This is a genomic window from Kribbella antiqua (assembly GCF_004345665.1).
Classification (GTDB): domain Bacteria; phylum Actinomycetota; class Actinomycetes; order Propionibacteriales; family Kribbellaceae; genus Kribbella; species Kribbella antiqua.
In genome coordinates, this window is record NZ_SLWR01000001.1 from 490180 (window position 1) to 505495 (window position 15316).

Here is a 15316-nt window from a genome sequence, read left to right on the forward strand (position 1 = left end):
CGTCCGATCCCCGCTGAAGGAGCACATCTGATGGCTACGTTCCTGTTCCGGCTCGGCCGGTTCTGCTACCGGCACCGCTGGCAAGTGACCAGCGTCTGGGCGCTCGTCCTCGTTCTCACCGGCGTCGGCGCGGCCACGCTGTCCGGGACGATGTCGAACACGTTCAGCGTGCCCGGCACCGAATCCCAGCAGGCGATCAACCAACTCGCCGAGCGCTTCCCGCAGGCGCATGTCGGCGGGGCCACCGCGCGAGTGGTCTTCGTCGCCCCGTCCGGCACCAAGCTCGCCCAGACGGTCAACAAGACAGCTGTGGAACAGGTCGTCGCCAAGATGACCACGGCACCAGAGGTCGGCAGCGTCACCGATCCCTTCAAGTCCGGCGCCATCTCGGCCGACGGCCGGTACGCGATCGCGAACGTCACCTACAAGGTGCAGGGCACCGAGCTGACCGACGCCGACCGCGAAGCGCTGGCACAAACCTTCGAGACCGGCCGAGCCGCCGGCTTGACCGTTGAAGCCAGCGGCGACGCGCTGCCGGCCAGTGAGGCCGCCGGGGCGTCCGAAGGCATCGGGGTCCTGATCGCCGCGGTCGTGCTCGTGATCACCTTCGGCTCACTGATCGCGGCCGGACTGCCGTTGCTCACGGCAATCGTCGGAGTCGGCGTCGGTATCGCCGGTGTGACCACGCTGTCCGGCTTCGTCGACATCAACGCGAACAGCCTGATCCTCGCGCTCATGCTGGGCCTGGCCGTCGGCATCGACTACGCGTTGTTCATCGTCTCCAGATTCCGGCACGAACTGCAGGCAGGCAGCGACGGCCGTACGGCGGCCGGCCGCGCAGTCGGCACTGCCGGATCCGCAGTCGTGTTCGCCGGGCTCACCGTCATCATCGCGCTGGCCGGGCTGTCTGTCGTCGGTATCCCCGTCCTGGCCTCGATGGGCCTGGCTGCCGCCGGCACGGTCGCTGTCGCCGTACTGATCGCGATCACGCTCATCCCGGCGCTGCTCGGGTTCACCGGACGGCGGCTCGCGCGCGGAGGTCGTCGTACCAGTGAGAAGGGATCGATGGGTGAGCGGTGGGCGAAGTTCGTCACCCGGCGACGGGTGCCGGTCTTGATCGTGGCGCTGCTCGGCCTCGGCGCGATCGCGCTGCCGGCGACCCAACTGCGGCTCGGCCTGCCGGACGACGGCATGGCCTCGACCACTACGACGCAACGCAAGGCCTATGACCTGATCAGCAAGGGATTCGGGCCCGGCCTCAACGGTCCGCTGACGGTCGTGGTCAGCGGCTCCAACCGCACCGAGACCACCGCGGCGGCCACCCACACCGCCGCCACCATCAAGGCACTGCCGGACGTCACCGCTGTCACCCCGGCTGTCCTCAGCCCGGACGGCACCACCGCCCTGCTGAACGTCATCCCGTCCAGCGCCCCGACCGACCAGAAGACGACTGACCTGGTCAAGGTCATCCGCGCCCACAAGCAGACCCTGTACGACGAAACCGGGGCGCGGGTCTCGGTCACCGGGCAGACCGCGGTGAACATCGACGTCTCCGACACGATCGGCGGAGCGCTGCTGCCGTACCTGGCCATCATCGTCGGCCTGGCGATCGTGCTGCTGATGATCGTCTTCCGCTCGGTGCTGGTGCCGCTGAAGGCCACGCTCGGCTTCTTGCTCAGCACTGCCGCCACCTTCGGCGCTGTCGTCGCGGTGTTCCAGTGGGGCTGGCTGAGCAACCTGCTCGGGGTCAGTGAGACCGGGCCGATCATGAGCCTGCTGCCCGTCCTACTGGTCGGCATTTTGTTCGGGCTCGCGATGGACTACCAGGTCTTCCTGGTCACCCGGATGCGTGAGGACTACACCCACGGCGCCGGTGCTCAGGAGGCAGTCGTCACCGGCGTACGCCACGGTGCCCGGGTGGTCTCGGCCGCCGCGGTCATCATGATCAGCGTCTTCGGCGGCTTCATCCTGTCCGACGACGTGTTGGTGAAGTCCATCGGCTTCGCGCTGGCGTTCGGCGTACTCATCGACGCGTTCGTCATCCGGATGACCATCGTCCCGGCCGTCATGTCCCTGCTCGGCAACGCCGCCTGGTGGCTGCCGCGCTGGCTGGGCCGCATCCTCCCCCGCGTCGACGTCGAAGGCGAAGCCCTCGGCGAGACAACGCCTGCCGCGGACCGCACCCCCGAGCCAGTCCACTGAGAAGGGCGGCTCCTGGTTGTCCGCTCGGGTGGCTGTCTGAAGGATCACCCCTGCCTTTCGGGGACGTATCTGGTGTTCATGTGTTGGACCTTGGCGCGGCATGGTCCGGGTGTGAGAATCCGGCTCATGTCTGCCCTGAATCGATCACGGCGCCGCCTGGGCGCCCTCGTGATCAGCTCCAGTCTCGTGCTGGCCGGCGCCGCCGTGGCCATCGCCGCGCCCGCCGACGCCGCCTCGTCCGACGTGCTCATCACCGAGGTGTACGGCGGCGGCGGGAACTCCGGAGCGCCGTACACCAACGACTTCATCGAGCTGACCAACAACAGCGCGGCCGCGGTCGACGTGAGTGGCTGGTCCGTCCAGTACGCCTCGGCGACCGGCGGCAGCTGGCAGGTCACCAAGCTCAGCGGCAGCATCGCCCCGGGAGCTGTCTACCTCGTCCAGGAGGGCGCCGGCGCCGGGGCCGGACAGCCGATGCCCACGCCGGACGTCACGGGCACCATCCTGATGTCCGCGACCGCCGGCAAAGTTGCCCTGGTCACCAACCAGACAGCGCTGGCCTGTGGGACGACCTGCCACGCCGCCGACGGCGTCAAGGACTACGTCGGCTACGGCGCGACCGCGAACGACTCCGAGACCAGCCCGGCTCCTGGGCTCTCGAACACCACCTCCGCCACCCGGAAGGTCCCGACGACGGACACCGACAACAACAGCGCTGACTTCGCGGCGGCCAACCCGTCGCCGGGCACGCTGACCTCCACGCCGCCGGAGCCGGACCCGGTGGGCGCGAAGATCCACGACATCCAGGGCGCCGCGCACCTGTCGCCGCTGAACGGCAAGCTCGTCGGCAACGTCACCGGCGTGGTCACCGTCAAGAGCAGCAACGGGTTCTGGTTCCAGGACCCGCAGCCGGACGACAACCCGGCCACCAGCGAGGGCCTGTTCGTCTTTACCAGCTCCGCGCCGACCGTGGCCGTCGGTGACGCCGTGACGGTCCAAGGCACCGTGGCCGAGTTCCGCCCGGGTGGCTCCGGCGGCACGGACAACCTGACCACTACCGAGCTCACCAACCCGAAGATCACCGTGACCGGCACCGCGTCGGTGCCGGCGCCGACGATCGTCGGCCCGGGTGGCCGCGTCCCGCCGTCGACCGTGATCGACGACGACTCCTCCGGCAATGTGGAGACCACCAGCACGGCGTTCGACCCTGCCAACGACGGCCTGGACTTCTGGGAGTCGCTGGAAGGCATGTGGCTGGGCATCGACCAGCCGGAAGTCACCGGTCCCACCAGCTCGTTCCGTGAGCTGTCCGTCGTACCGGCTGGATCGTCGGTACGCACGGTCCGCGGCGGGATCCTGCTGCAGAAGACCGACAGCAACCCCGAGCGGGTCCTGCTGGACGACGTACTGACGCCGATCCCGGACGCGAAGACCGGCGACAAGCTGGCCGGTGTTGTGACCGGCGTACTGGACTACTCCTTCGGCAACTTCAAGCTGCTGCCGACGCAGACGCCGACCGTGATCGACGGCGGGGTGAAGCGCGAGACGACGCAGAAGTCCTCGCCGTTGCAGGTGTCGGTGGCGACGTTCAACGTGGAGAACCTGGACCCGTCCGACGGTGACGCCAAGTTCGACGGGCTGGCGCAGGCGGTGGTCAAGAACCTCGCGTCGCCGGACATCCTCGGGCTCGAGGAGGTGCAGGACAACGACGGCGCCACGAACTCGGCGACGACGTCCGCCGAGCTGACGCTGAACATGCTGCGGGACGCCATCTTGAAGGCCGGCGGACCGGAGTACGCCTGGCGGCAGATCGACCCGGTCGACGACCAGGAGGGCGGCGAGCCGGGTGGCAACATCCGGGTCGCGTTCATGTACCGGACGGACCGGCCGGTCCAGTTCGTCGACCGGCCGGGTGGCGGGTCGACGGTCGCCACGACGATCGTCACCGACCGGTTCGGCAGGCCGCACCTGAGCGCCTCGCCCGGCCGGGTCGACCCGGCCAACCCGGCGTGGGCAGCGACACGAGTACCGCTCGCCGGTGAGTTCAAGTGGCACGGGCAGAGCCTGTTCGTGGTGGTCAACCACTTCAGCTCCAAGGGCGGCGACGACCCGCTCTGGGGCCGGTGGCAGCCGCCGGTGCAGGTGACCGCGGCCAAGCGGCACCAGCAGGCTCAGGCAGTGCGGGGCTTCGTGGACCAGATCCTGGCGAAGGACTCCGGCGCCAATGTCGTCGTACTGGGTGATCTGAACGACTTCGACTGGTCCGAGACGGCCGACATCCTGGTCGGGGCGGGGAAGACGGCGCTGATCGACATGCCGCGGACGCTGCCGCTGCCGGAGCGCTACAGCTACGTGTTCGAGGGCAACAGCCAGATCCTGGACCAGATCCTGATCTCGCAGAACCTGAAGCCGGCTTCGTCGTACGACGTGGTGCACATGAACGCGGAGTTCCCGGACCAGATCAGCGACCACGATCCCCAGGTGGTCCGGATCACGCCGTACCCGTCCTGGGTGGGCTGATTTCGGGAGTCTTACGTCGGTCGCCCGGGCGGGGTTTTCCTTGCCCGGGCGCCGATACTGGTCTCGTGACTGATGACACCAAGCAGTACGCCGTGACCAAGTCCGAGGCGGAGTGGAAGGCGCAGCTGTCCCCCGCCGAATTCCAGGTACTGCGCAAAGCCGGCACCGAGCGGCCGTTCACCGGGGAGTACACCGACACCAAGACGGTCGGGGTTTACCGGTGCCGGGCCTGTGACGCGGAGCTGTTCCGCAGCGAGTCCAAGTTCGACTCCCACTGCGGCTGGCCGTCCTTCTTCGCCCCGCTGGCCGAGGACCGCGTCGAGTACATCGAGGACAGCACCCTCGGCATGAAGCGCGTTGAGGTCCGCTGCGCCAACTGCGGCTCCCACCTGGGCCACGTCTTCGAAGGCGAGGGCTACCCCACCCCCACCGACCTCCGCTACTGCATCAACAGCATCAGCCTCACCCTGTCGCCAGCCTGACCCAGCTCTGGGCTGGTGGGGAACTAGACTCTGCCAGCGCTGGGCAGCATGGGCTGGAAGGAATTGTGTGGCTGACGACACTCGGGTTCTTGAGGTACTTGGTGCGGATGAGGCCTGGGAGGTGCCGGACAGCTGGGTGGCTGGGATTCGTCGACAGCTGCGCGCCTGGGCCGACGACCCGGGCACACTGCGGCCGCCGCGGGCAGCTGCCTTTCCGGAGTTCGTCGCGGGTACGCCGGCCGCAGTGTGGTTCACGCATCAGGTCGCACCGCTGCTGACCGGCTGGATCCCCGCGTTGCACGGGGACTACGCCCACATCGGCGCCGAGCTGACCCGGGACTTCCACCGGCCGTCGGTCCGCTTCGGCGGCGCCGGACACCTGGTCTGGCTCGCGGCCACCGACTGGCCCCTGCAGGTGGTGTCGGGCGCGCGGAGCTTCGGCGAACCCGGCCGCCGGCAGGCACTGCAGCTGTCCCGCGACGTCGTGAGCCTGTTCGTCGACGCACCGCCGATGGCAGCCCGCGCCCGGGCCCTGACCAGCGCGTTCGACCGGGTGCTGGCCGACCGCGAGACCGCCCGCATGCACGCCACCGCCGGCTACGACACGATCGTCCAGTACTGGAGTACGGACGGACTTCGCGACGACGAGCGCGCCGTACTCCCGGAGCTGGCCGGCTCCACCTCGGCCCTGCGCTACTCGCTCAACACGCTGCGGAACACCCACGCCAAGCTGTTGCTGGCGAACTCGGACGACGACGCCGGCGACTTCGCGCTCCTGCTCGCCCGGCTGGTCCTGTCCTCCGGCCTCCGTCACCTCCCGCCCACGGCCGCCCAGATCCTGGGCAGCGCCACCTTGGACGTCGAGAAGGCCCTCGCCGACATCACCAGCACCTTCGCCCCCCACACCTGGCTGGCCGCCAACACCGAGTGGCTGGCCCGCGCCGTACGCCACGACCAGCGGGTGCTCGCGCGGTCCTGGGCGGCTGCCGCCACCCGGGTGTCGGTCCACCTGTCCGGCGTACTCGCGGATGGGCCATGGCCGGAGGTGCAGGTCCCGGACCTGGGCGCCCTTTTCCGCCTGCTCGACCGTGACCGCCTGCAGGTGGTCGACGCCGGTCGCCCGGAGGAGCCGGCAAAGTCGCTCTCGGTGGCCTGGGACTCCATCCAGGACGCCGCTCCCACCCCCGGCGAGCACGCTGCGCAGGATTCGCTGGACAACGGCGACAACCCGCTCGCCGAGCTCGACGCGCTGGTCGGGCTGGAGTCGGTCAAGGAGTCGGTACGCCGGATGGTGGCCGAGATCAAGACCAACCTGCGCCGCAAGGAGCTCGGCCTGCCGAGTCACGAGCGCGCCCGGCACATGGTGTTCGTCGGCAAGCCCGGTACGGCGAAGACCACGATCGCCCGGCTGCTCAGCCGGGTCTACAAGCAGCTGGGCGTGCTGGAGAAGGGCCACGTGGTCGAGGTCGACCGGTCCGACCTGGTCGGTCCGAGCGTCGGCACCACCGCACCGATGACCGCGGCCAAGTTCCGCGAGGCGCTCGGCGGGGTGCTGTTCGTCGATGAGGCCTACACCCTGGTGCCGGAGAACAGCCCGGGCGACTTCGGCCTCGAAGCGGTCGCGACCATCCTGAAGATGATGGAGGACCATCGCGACGACTGCGTCGTGATCGTCGCGGGGTACCACCGGGAGATGCAGCGGTTCATGGAGTCCAACACTGGTTTGGCCTCGCGCTTCCCCAAGCTGCTGTCGTTCAGCGAGTACGACACCGACCAGCTCGTCGCCATCTTCGAACTGCAGGCCCGGCAGCGCGGCATGATCTACACCGACGCCGTGCTCGACGTGGTCCGCCGGATCATCCCGCCGGCTCCCCGCGGCCACAACTTCGGCAACGGCCGCTTCATCCGGAACGTGCTCGAGGAAGCCATCTCCAACCAGGCGACCCGGCTCGCCGAGCGCGACCCGGACAGCCTGACCGAGCGCGACCTGAGCGAGCTCCTCCCGGTGGACGTCAAGGCGCCGACCTCGATGCGCGCCGAGGACTACCTCCTCCAGAAGCCGGGAACCTAGACCGGGGTGGCCAGGGCCACCGGGTTGTGGTCCGGGTCGGAGATGTAGGCCTGGCGTTCGCCCCAGGGCATAGTGGCGGGTTCCTGCAGGATCGTGTAGCCGGCGGCGCGGAAGGTCTCGACGGCGGCTTCCACGTCGTCGACGTACACGAAGAGTTCGAAGCGGGGCGCCGTACCGACGGTGATGCCGAGTTGGGCCTCGGGCCAGTTCGAGTCGGACACGCCCAGGGAGGACTCGCCGCGCTCGAGGCCGACGTAGTGCGGCTCGCCCTCGAGCGGGAACTGGTACGTCGGTTGGTAGCCGAGCAGCGCGTAGAACTCGACGGACCGCCGTACGTCGCCGACGTAGAGCACCGGGAAGGCTTTGCGGTGCCCAGAGCTAGACACGGGCGCTCAGGCCAGGTTGGCGACCAGCTCGCCGAGCTCGGTCCGCTTGCCCGTGTAGAACGGGACTTCCTCACGCACGTGCCGCCGTGCGGTGGACGCCCGCAGGTCGCGCATCAGGTCGACCATCCGGTGCAGCTCGTCGGCCTCGAACGCCAGCATCCACTCGTAGTCGCCGAGCGCGAACGACGCCACCGTGTTCGCCCGCACATCCGGGTATCCACGCGCCATCTTGCCGTGCTCGGCCAGCATGAACCGGCGGTCCTCGTCCGGCAGCAGGTACCACTCGTACGAGCGCACGAACGGGTACACGCAGACGTACGCGCGCGGCTCCTCGTCGGCCAGGAACGCCGGGATGTGGCTCTTGTTGAACTCGGCCGGCCGGTGCAGCGCCAGCTGCGACCAGATCGGCGCCAGGTGCCGCCCGAGCCGGGAGCGGCGCAGCGCGTGGTACGCCTTCTGCAGCGCGTCCGACGTCGGCGCGTGCCACCAGATCATGAAGTCGGCGTCCGCCCGGAATCCTTCGACGTCGTAAATTCCGCGGATCACCACATCGTCGGCGGCCAGCTTCGCGACCAGATCGGACAGCTCGGCGGTCAGCTCGTCCCGGTCCGCGTCGCCCAGCGGCGTGTCCACCTTGAAGACCGACCACATGGTGTAGCGGATCACATTGTTCAGCTCACGCGCCTTCGGCTTCTCCGTCACGAACCCATTGTCTCCAATGTCGCTAAATGAGCCCGCACCCGGGTGGCTGCCTTGGTGCCTGAAGCGACGCACGCAGCGATGCCCACGCCCCTGTACGCCGCTCCGCACACCGCCAGACCTGGCTCCGCCGCCACAGCCGCCTCGACGCGGTCCACACGCTCCAGATGCCCTACGGCGTATTGCGGTAGCCCGCCACCCCACCTGGTCACCAGAGCCCCCACCACAGGCGCCTGAAGCCCAATAGCGCGCTGCAGGTCCGCAGTGGCCAGCGCCACCAGCTCCTCGTCGGACCGCTGGAGCACGTACTCCTCCCCCAGCCGTCCGACCGAGGCACGCAGTACGGCGAGCTCTCCCCCGGCGTCAGCCGACCACTGCCACTTGGCGTGGGAGTACGTCGACGCCTTAATCGTCCGGTCCTCCACCGACGGCACGAGGAACCCGGACCCGGTGGCTGCGGCCGGCCAGTCCTGCTTGCGGACAGCCAGCGTCACGATCGCCATACTCGCGTACTCGATCGTCGCCAGCTCGGTCGAGGCCGCCGGCACCAACTCGGCCAGCATCCGGGCCGCAGGCGACGCCGGTACGGCGACGATCACCGCATCCGCCGTCAGCAACGTCGGAGCCGGCACTGGCCCGGCCTCCAGCGCATAACCGTCAGCCGTCCGCGTGATCCGCCGTACGGCGAGCTGCCGCCGGATCTCGACGCCACGAGCGGTCAGGTCCTTCTCCAGCGCCTCGATCAGCCGGTTGACGCCACCGACGATCCCGGCGAACACCGGCTGGCCCGCCCGCTTCTGACCCGCCTCCCGCAGTTCGGCGGTCGCCGCGAGCAGGCTGGGCGCCGTACGCAGCTTGGCGTAGAGCTCGGGCACTGCGGCGGCCAGCGAGATCTCCTCGGCCCGGCCGGCGTACACACCACCCAGCAGCGGGTCGATCAGCTTGTCCGTCACCGCCGACCCCATGCGCTCGGCAACAAACCGGCCGATCGCGACATCTTCGGTCAACGCAGGCGCGGGCAACTCGGCCTCGTGGGCGACCTGCTGAGCGGCCGCCTCCCCAAGCACGTCAGCGGCCGCGGCAGCATCGACCGGAACGCCCATCACCGTCGGCGGGATCGCCCGGATCCGGTCGCCGATCCACAGCCCGGCCGAGGTCGTTGCCGGGTGCACCAGCTCGTCGCCGAGCCCGACCGCCCTGATCAGCTCGACCGCCTCCGGCCGCCGGGCCAGCACAGACTCCGCGCCCAGATCCACCGGCACGCCCTCGAGCTCGTCACCCGCGAGCTTGCCGCCGAGCCGCGGCGAGCCCTCCAGCACGGTGATCTGCGGCGGATTCGGCCCGGTTGCCAGCGCGTGCGCGGCCGCCAGCCCGCTGATCCCGCCACCGACCACAACCACCCGGCTCAAGCGTCCTCCAGCTTCAACTCGTACCTCGTCCCCGGTCCCAGGTCGGTTTTCGACTTGCCGAACGGCCGGAAGCCGGCCCGCGTCAGGACTGCCTGCGACGCGGGGTTCCGGTCCGATGCCCCCGCCCACAGCCTGGTCAGCCCGTACTCCGACGCAGCGAGCTGGATGAGCGCGCGCACCGCGGCGGTAGCGAGTCCCCTGCCCGCGGCCTTCTCCGCCATCCGGTAGCCGAGCTCCGCCGAGCCGTTCTCGATGTCGACGAGATTCACCCGCCCGACCACATCGCCGGTGTCGTCCACCAGCACGTGAAACCGGCAGATTCCCGCCTCCTGCTCGGCCAGCAGCGCCTCGTGCCGAACCGCGAACTCCTGGAAGAACGCGTCGCCACGATCCTGGATCGACGCCGCGAAATACGCCCGGTTCTCGAGCTCGAACGCCAGTACGGCGTCGGCGTGCGCCGCGCTGAGCGGCTCCAGCGTCACCCCGTGATCAGGCAGGTACACGGGCCGACTTCTCCTGGACGTACCGGGCGATGCGGTGCAGCACCTCGGGGTCGGCATCCGGCGGCACCCCGTGGCCGAGGTTGAAGATGTGGCCCGGCGCCGCCTGACCCTCGGCGAGAATCCGGTCGATCTCGGGCTCCAGAGCGTCCCATCCGGCGAACAGCAGGGCCGGATCCAGGTTGCCCTGCACCGGCTTCGGACCCGATCCGGCCGCCGCGATCCGCCGTACGGCCTCGTCCAGCGGCACTCGCCAGTCGACGCCGACAACGTCCGCACCGGCTTCGCTCATCAGACCGAGCAGCTCGCCCGTGTTCACGCCGAAGTGCAACCGCGGTACGCCGTACGACGCCAGCGCCTCGAACACCTTCGCCGAGTGCGGCTGGACGAACTCCGCGTAGTCCCGCGCCGACAACCCGCCCGCCCAGGAGTCGAACAGCTGGATCGCGGACGCGCCCGCCTCGATCTGCACCGCCAGATACGCGATCGCGGAGTCGGCCAACCGGTCCGCCAGCGCGTGCCACAGCGCGGGGTTGCCGTGCATCAGCGCCTTCGTCTTCGCGTGATCCTTGCTCGGCCCGCCCTCGACCAGGTACGACGCCACCGTGAACGGCGCACCGGCGAAACCGATCAGCGGGGTGCCGTCGAGCTCCGACACCAACTGCTTGACGGAGTCCGTGGTGTACGCCACGTCCGCGGGAGTCACCGGGCGGACCGCGTCCAGGCCGGCCGCGTCCCGGATCGGCTCCGCGACCACCGGGCCCACCCCCGGCTTGATCTCGATGTCGAAGCCGACCGCCTTCAGCGGCAGCACGATGTCGGAGTAGAAGACGGCCGCGTCGACGCCGTAACGGCGTACCGGCTGCAGCGTTATCTCCACAACGAGGTCGGGCCGCATACAGGACTCCAGCATCGTGATCCCCTCGCGCACCTTGCGGTACTCCGGCAGTGCGCGCCCGGCCTGCCGCATGAACCACACCGGCGTATGCGGACCGGGCTCACCCCTGGCGGCCAGCAGGAAGGCGGAACGGTCGAGCGCACTGGGCTGGGTCACACAGCGATGATCCCACGCTCGTTCGCACCCGTTGCGGGGTGGTCGCGCGCGGTTACCGGCGCGTCGAGGCCAGCGTCTGTGAGTAATCAGTCGTAGGCTGCGGAGCATGGGTGCCCGCAAGCAGGTCGACGCGCCACCCGCCGAGTTCGCCGAGGCATTGACGCAACTGCGTGATGCCCGGTTCCGGCCCGAGGTCTTCGTCGAGGAGATGCCCGCGCCGCAGCGGATCGCTCCGCACGCGGCCGCGGTCAGCGCTGACGTGACGGTCGACGGCGACGACATCGCCACCGGCCGGCTGGTCGTCCTCTACGATCCGGCCGGGAACGACGCCTGGCAGTCGACCTTCCGCTGTGTCGCGTACGTGCGTGCCGCCGTCGAGCCGGAGATGGTGACCGACGCGCTGCTCGGCGGCGTGGGCTGGACCTGGCTGATGGAGGCTTTGGCCGACCGGGATGCCGAGTTCCTGGCCCCTAGCGGTACCGTCACCAGAGTGGTTTCGGAAAGCTTCGGCGGCATGGCCGACGACGAAGCGACGGCGGAGATCGAGATCCGCGCGTCCTGGAGCCCGGTGCCCGGACCTGGAGGCTTGGTGGATGTGACGCGGCACGCTGAGGCGTGGGGTGAGGTGCTCTGCACGGCGGCCGGCCTGCCGCCGGTGCCGCCGGGGGTGGTGGCGATGCCGACCCGGCGTGGACAGCGGGGCCGATGACTCCAGCCGAGACTCAGCAGCCGCAGCCCGTCCCGGACGACCCGACCGCGCACCTGCCCCTCCTCGAACTCCGCGACGGCCTCTCCGAGGTCGTCGATACTGATTCCGCGCTCACCGACGTGGTCGAGGCGTTCCGCTCCGGCTCCGGTCCGGTGGCCGTCGACGCCGAGCGGGCGTCCGGTTATCGGTACTCGCACCGCGCGTATCTCGTCCAGTTGCGCCGGGAGGGCGCCGGCTCCGCGCTGGTCGACCCGATCCCGTTCGGCGACCTGTCCGCGCTCGGTGACGCGATCGTCGACGCCGAGTGGATCATCCACGCGGCCAACCAGGACCTGGCCTGCCTGGCCGAGGTCGGGATGGTGCCGCGGAAGGTGTTCGACACCGAGCTGGCCGGCCGCCTGCTCGGCTACCCGAAGGTCGGTCTCGCCTCGCTGGTGAGCGAGGTTCTGGGCTATCGGATGCGCAAGGAGCACTCAGCGGCCGACTGGTCCACCCGGCCGCTGCCGGGGCCGTGGCTGATCTACGCCGCGCTCGACGTCGAGATGCTGATCGAATTGCGCGACGCGATCGAGGCCGAGCTGCGCCGCGAGGGCAAGTGGGAGTGGGCGGAGCAGGAGTTCGCCGCGATCCTGGCCGCGCCGCCGCGAGAGCCGAAGCCGGACCCATGGCGTCGTACGTCGGGAATGCACCGGGTGCGCAACCGTCGCAGTCTGGCCGTCGTACGGGCGTTGTGGGAGGCGCGGGACCAGATCGCGGAGTCCGCGGACATCTCCCCCGGCCGGATCCTGCCGGATGCGGCGATCGTCGAGGCCGCGGCGGCGATGCCGGCCGACCGGGAGACGCTGCAGCGGCTGACCGCCTTCAAGGGGCGGGGCGCGCACAGGCACATGCGGACGTGGTGGGAAGCGATCGATCATGCCCGCCGGCTCCCCGAATCCGAGCTCCCCAAGCAGGGTCCCCGGTACGACGGTCCGCCGCCGGCTCGGGCCTGGGCCGATCGGGACCCGGACGCTGCGGCTCGTCTGTCCGCGGCCCGGTCCGCTGTCGGCGAGATCGCCGAGGCGCATCGACTCCCGACCGAGAACCTGATGGCGCCGGACACCATCCGCCGACTGGCGTGGTCCCCGCCAAGCGATCCGACGCTCGAAGTGGTCAGCACCTTCCTGCGTGACCACGGCGCCCGCGAGTGGCAGATCGGCCTCACAGCCGAAGTCCTCACGGACGCCATGGCAGCAGAAGCCCCGGCGAAACCGCTCGACTAACCCGGCAGCTGGGCCTCGATTGCGGCGACTACCTCGTCCGACTCGGGCTCGGTGCGGGGGCGGAAGCGGGCGGCGACCGTGCCCTCCGGGCTGATCAGGAATTTCTCGAAGTTCCACTGGATGTCGCCGGCCTCGCCCGCGGCGTCCGGCGTCAGGGTGAGTTCGGCGTACAGCGGGTGGCGGTTGTCGCCGTTGACCTCGAGCTTGTCGAGCATCGGGAACGTCACGCCGTACGTCGTCGAGCAGAAGGTCGAGATCTCCTCCGACGTGCCCGGCTCCTGGCCGCCGAACTGGTTGCACGGGGCACCGAGCACGGTGAAGCCGCGGGAGGCGTACTGCTTCTGCAGGTTCTCGAGTCCCTCGTACTGCGGCGTGAGACCGCACTTCGAGGCGACGTTGACGATCAGGACGGCCTTGCCCTTGTACTCACCGAGCGAGGTGGGAGCGCCGGTAAGGGTGGTCAGCGGGATGTCGTACAGGCTCATGCGGCTCCTTGGGAGGTAGGAAGCTGACGGGAGAGGAACTCGACAGTACGCCGCCACGCCAGCTCGGAAGCTTCGGCGTGGTGGAAGGCAGGCATCGGGTTGTCGAACGCGTGACCGGCCCCGGGATAGCGGTGGATCTCGGCATCACCCAGAGCACCGACAATGTCATCGACCGGCAGATAGGCATCGTCGTCACCGAAGTGATGCAGGCTCGCCGAGGTGACGTTCGGGGCGAGCTCGAGCAATTGCGGCAGCGCGGAGCCGTAGTAGCTCACCAGCACATCAGGCGGCGACTCCGCGGCCACGTTGAATCCGAGCCCACCACCGAAGCAGAAGCCGATCACACCGGTGCCGGCGTCACGGCTGCGCAGATAGTCCAGCGCGGCGACCGAGTCCGAGACAGCCAGATCCCAGTCGACCCGGCTCGCGAGCGCGATCGCCTTCTCCAGTACGTCGGGCGCGGACTCGTCCAGCTCGGCTTCGTCCAGCCGCCAGTAGATCTCCGGCGCGATCACGTAGTACCCGAGCGCGGCGAGATCCGCCGCGCGCTGCTTGATGTAGCCGGAGACCCCGAAGATCTCCTGGAGCAGCAGCAACCCGGGCACATCACCGTCGGCGGGTCCCCACTCGTGGACTGGCATCAATCCTGAACCGGTATCGATCTCCAGAGTCACACGGTGAAGCCTACTGGTCGGCTAGAACCTCTTCCCGTGCAGGCGCCGGCGCCGGGGTAGGCGCGGGCATCCAGAGCTTGCATTCGTCGATCGCGGCGACGAGCAGGTTGTACAGCCTGTCGTCGGGGTCCGGCACGCAGGCCTGCGAGATCCCTTCCACCGCGCAGGACACGGCGCGTGGTGCCGTCCGGCGGGCGAAGTCGGGCGTACCCCGGTGTGCCCTGGAGGTGAAGGACCGCGCCCACTTGGTCGCGGCCGGGACCGCGTCGAGGGCCGCTTGCGACTCGGGCTCGAGGTCGTCCAGTGGACGCCCGTCGAGGATCGCCAGCTGCCTCTCCCCCACCAGCAGCGCTACGGCGAGGATGTACTGCCGCTCCTGCGACACGACCGGCAGCGCGTGCTGGATGCACCGGGCCGCCACCCGCGCTACGACGTGTGGGTCGTCTGGGGTCAGGCCGATCACCGAAGGGATCAGCGGAGCCAGCCGAGCGCGGCCGGCGTCCGTCGTACAGTCGTTGACGTCACGCGCAACGCCCGCGAGCAACGGGTGCGTGCAGGCCGGGTGGTCCGACCATGGCTCACCTGCGAGGTAGGAGGCGAACTCCATGAAGCAGGCGCCTTTGCGTGGGTTGCGGTGCTTGCCCCGGCTCAGGACCGGTACGGCGAGATCGAGATTGTTCATTGCACGCTCCAGGTACGTACCTGACACCAGCATGCGCCGATTCGCCCCCGGACGCCACGGGTAACTGCCTCCGTAAGCACCTGGTTGTGGTTTGTGAGCACCCGGTTGTGTTTTGTGAGCAGCCGCACAGGGCGGGGTGGTTGGGCAGTTCTGTTACCGGCGGGTAGCATCTGGGTAGCTT

Annotated in this window: 14 protein-coding genes; 6 read left to right on the top strand and 8 right to left on the bottom strand. The window is 69.4% G+C overall.

Going from position 1 to position 15316, the window contains the following annotated elements; genetic code table 11:
* Positions 1-30: 30 nt before the first annotated feature.
* From EV646_RS02485 to EV646_RS02500, 4 genes are all read left to right on the top strand, one after another.
* Positions 31-2202 carry an MMPL family transporter gene (locus EV646_RS02485; protein ID WP_132143437.1) on the top strand — a complete coding sequence of 724 codons (2172 nt, stop codon included), beginning with the start codon at positions 31-33 and terminating at the stop codon, positions 2200-2202.
* 126 nt (positions 2203-2328) lie between these two features.
* Positions 2329-4722, top strand: a complete 2394-nt coding sequence (locus EV646_RS02490; RefSeq protein WP_132143439.1) for a lamin tail domain-containing protein — start codon at positions 2329-2331, stop codon at positions 4720-4722.
* A gap of 65 nt (positions 4723-4787) precedes the next feature.
* Entirely contained in the window at positions 4788-5204 is a 417-nt protein-coding gene (gene msrB, locus EV646_RS02495) for a peptide-methionine (R)-S-oxide reductase MsrB (protein ID WP_132143441.1), read from the top strand.
* A 67-nt stretch (positions 5205-5271) separates the two neighbouring features.
* Entirely contained in the window at positions 5272-7275 is a 2004-nt protein-coding gene (locus EV646_RS02500; protein WP_132143443.1) for an AAA family ATPase, read from the top strand.
* Here EV646_RS02500 and EV646_RS02505 read toward each other — a convergent pair.
* Genes EV646_RS02505 through hemE form a run of 5 tightly spaced genes read right to left on the bottom strand, consistent with a single transcriptional unit; the run spans position 7272 to position 11323 of the window.
* Positions 7272-7661, bottom strand: a complete 390-nt coding sequence (locus EV646_RS02505; RefSeq protein ID WP_132143445.1) for a VOC family protein — start codon at positions 7659-7661, stop codon at positions 7272-7274. The two genes, EV646_RS02500 and EV646_RS02505, sit on opposite strands and share 4 nt — an antisense overlap.
* 6 nt (positions 7662-7667) lie before the next feature.
* Complete coding sequence (hemQ, locus tag EV646_RS02510; RefSeq protein ID WP_132143447.1) at positions 7668-8363, bottom strand: hydrogen peroxide-dependent heme synthase; 696 nt, start codon at positions 8361-8363, stop codon at positions 7668-7670.
* Positions 8360-9760 carry a protoporphyrinogen oxidase gene (hemG, locus tag EV646_RS02515; RefSeq protein WP_241995371.1) on the bottom strand — a complete coding sequence of 467 codons (1401 nt, stop codon included), beginning with the start codon at positions 9758-9760 and terminating at the stop codon, positions 8360-8362. The genes hemQ and hemG overlap by 4 nt, the downstream gene beginning before the upstream one ends.
* A gap of 5 nt (positions 9761-9765) precedes the next feature.
* A complete protein-coding gene (locus EV646_RS02520) occupies positions 9766-10272 on the bottom strand; it encodes a GNAT family N-acetyltransferase (RefSeq protein WP_241995172.1) in 507 nt (168 codons plus the stop codon).
* A complete protein-coding gene (gene hemE / locus EV646_RS02525) occupies positions 10259-11323 on the bottom strand; it encodes a uroporphyrinogen decarboxylase (RefSeq protein ID WP_241995173.1) in 1065 nt (354 codons plus the stop codon). Before hemE ends, EV646_RS02520 begins: the two co-directional genes overlap by 14 nt.
* Before the next feature lie 106 nt (positions 11324-11429).
* Between hemE and EV646_RS02530 the strand changes: the two genes are divergently transcribed.
* Together EV646_RS02530 and EV646_RS02535 are read left to right on the top strand one after the other, a co-directional pair.
* Positions 11430-12032: a DUF3000 domain-containing protein gene (locus EV646_RS02530; protein WP_132143455.1), complete on the top strand. Its 603-nt coding sequence runs from the start codon at positions 11430-11432 to the stop codon at positions 12030-12032.
* Positions 12029-13294 carry an HRDC domain-containing protein gene (locus tag EV646_RS02535; protein ID WP_132143457.1) on the top strand — a complete coding sequence of 422 codons (1266 nt, stop codon included), beginning with the start codon at positions 12029-12031 and terminating at the stop codon, positions 13292-13294. The genes EV646_RS02530 and EV646_RS02535 overlap by 4 nt, the downstream gene beginning before the upstream one ends.
* On the opposite strand, the gene EV646_RS02540 is transcribed toward EV646_RS02535, so the two are convergent.
* The 3 genes from EV646_RS02540 to EV646_RS02550 are packed head-to-tail and all read right to left on the bottom strand — an operon-like array spanning position 13291 to position 15135.
* On the bottom strand, positions 13291-13779 hold the full coding sequence (locus tag EV646_RS02540) for a glutathione peroxidase (RefSeq protein WP_132143459.1): 489 nt from the start codon (positions 13777-13779) through the stop codon (positions 13291-13293). The two genes, EV646_RS02535 and EV646_RS02540, sit on opposite strands and share 4 nt — an antisense overlap.
* Positions 13776-14453: a dienelactone hydrolase family protein gene (locus EV646_RS02545; RefSeq protein ID WP_132143461.1), complete on the bottom strand. Its 678-nt coding sequence runs from the start codon at positions 14451-14453 to the stop codon at positions 13776-13778. Before EV646_RS02545 ends, EV646_RS02540 begins: the two co-directional genes overlap by 4 nt.
* A 10-nt stretch (positions 14454-14463) precedes the next feature.
* Positions 14464-15135, bottom strand: a complete 672-nt coding sequence (locus EV646_RS02550) for a hypothetical protein (RefSeq protein ID WP_132143463.1) — start codon at positions 15133-15135, stop codon at positions 14464-14466.
* Positions 15136-15316: the final 181 nt, after the last annotated feature.